This is a genomic window from Longimicrobium sp. (assembly GCF_036554565.1).
In the GTDB taxonomy this organism is placed as follows: domain Bacteria; phylum Gemmatimonadota; class Gemmatimonadetes; order Longimicrobiales; family Longimicrobiaceae; genus Longimicrobium.
This window is the reverse complement of record NZ_DATBNB010000406.1, coordinates 1-1649: the sequence shown is the minus strand read 5'-3', so window position 1 is coordinate 1649 and position 1649 is coordinate 1. Positions and strand designations below refer to the sequence as shown.

The following is a 1649-nucleotide window of genomic DNA, read 5'->3' as shown; positions in this document are numbered from 1 at the left end:
AGAAGGGCGAGGCCACGCGCACGGTGCAGCTGAACACCCACACCGACCCCCGCGTCGTGCGCCACGAGGGGTATCGCGTGGAGGTCGTCGGACTCGATCCGCTCCCCGCCGCGGGCCAGCCGGCGCCGGAGAACTACGTCGTCCGGCTGCGCGTCACCCGCGGCTGATCCTTCATCGACACCCATCGTTTCCGCGGGCGCGGACGGAACTCTTGACCGCCGCGCCCGCGAAACGCATCTGTTTACCCGTCCTCGCTGAATCCCGCTCATCCGTCCCACCGGAGCATGCATGATGAAGAGCATCGTCGCGATCGCCGTCGGTTTCGTGCTGACCGCCGTTCTGAACATCGGCACCAACGCCGTACTGGCGAAGGTGGCCCCCGAGCTGATCCCCGCCGGCGGGCCGGTGACGGACCCGGCCGCACTGGTCCTGGTGTGCGCGTACGTGGCGGCGTTCGGAATCCTGGGCTGCTACGTGACCGCCCGCCTGGCCCCGTCGCGGCCGCTGTTCCACGCGCTGGTGATGGGCAGCATCGCGCTGGCGATGAGCATTCCGGTGACCATCATGGCGTGGAACGACACGCCGGCCTGGTTCAACGTCTACAACCTGCTGGCGGTGATGCCGTACGCGTACATCGGCGGCCGCATTCGCGAGCGGCAGCTGCAGGGGCAGGGCGGAACCCCGGCGCTCGCCTGACCAGAGGTTCCTGCAGTGACGAAGCCGCGGCCCGTTCGGGTCCGCGGCTTGGGGCGTATCCATGGGTTCCCAGTTGATGCGTTGGTGATTTGATGATGCTGGTCCTGGCGCAGGCCGCGCCCGCCGTCCCGCCGTTCCGCGACGCCGCCATCGCCGGGCTGGTGGGGATGTTCGCGGCCATCGGCCTGTATCATCTCGTCTTCTACGGGATGCGGCGGCACGCGTCCGAAAACCTGTGGTTCGCGCTGCTCTCCCTGAGCGTGGGGCTGCTGGGGCTGTGCTACTCGCCGCCGCTGTTCAGCGCCGTATTCCCGGGGATGACCCGCTTCCGGGGGATGGTACTGGCCGAGGTCGTGGCCGGCGTCTCCATCGCCCTGCTGATCCGCACCCTCTTCAACGTGCGCTTCCGCTGGTGGGAAACGGCGGCGCTGCTGGCCTTCACGGGATGCGTCCCGGCCACGCTCATCCTGCCGGCGGCCGAGCTGCGGGTGCTGCACTACGGCGTGGACGTGGTGGTGCTGCTGGGCGTGGTGATCCTGGTGAGCCGCGTCGCGATCCTGGCGCGGGGGAACGCGCCCTTGGCCCGGCTGGTGCTGGGCGGCATCGCGGTGTTCGGCGTCTGCGTGCTGGCGGACCTGCTGGCCGAGTACGGCGCGGTTCCCTGGATACGGCTGGTGCCGGGGGCGCCTGGCGCGTTCTGGGGCGGGTTCCTGCTGCTGATCTTTACCTTCGGCGTGGCCACCGCGCAGCGCTGGACCCTGTCGGAGATGCAGGCCGGCATCGATCCGCTCACCGGGCTGGCCAGCCGGCGGGTGCTGGACGACGAGCTGGCGGCGGAGGTGGAGCGGGTGAAGGCGGGCAGGCGTTCGTGCCTGCTGCTGATCGACCTGGACGGCTTCAAGCGCGTGAACGACGTGCACGGCCACGTGAAGGGCGACGAGGTGCTGCGGTGC

Annotated in this window: 2 protein-coding genes; both read left to right on the top strand. The window is 69.9% G+C overall.

The features are described 5' to 3' along the window. Positions 1–288 precede the first annotated feature (288 nt). Positions 289–696, top strand: coding sequence for a hypothetical protein (locus tag VIB55_RS11200; RefSeq protein WP_331876747.1), 408 nt, complete (start codon positions 289–291; stop codon positions 694–696). A 92-nt stretch (positions 697–788) separates the two neighbouring features. Beyond that, a partial coding sequence (locus VIB55_RS11195) for a GGDEF domain-containing protein (RefSeq protein ID WP_331876746.1) occupies positions 789–1649 on the top strand: 861 nt, incomplete at its 3' end.

Coding starts and splice junctions, on each gene's coding strand:
- VIB55_RS11200 (WP_331876747.1), top strand. CDS start 289: ATGATGAAGAGCATCGTCGCGATCGCCGTCGGTTTCGTGCTGACCGCC.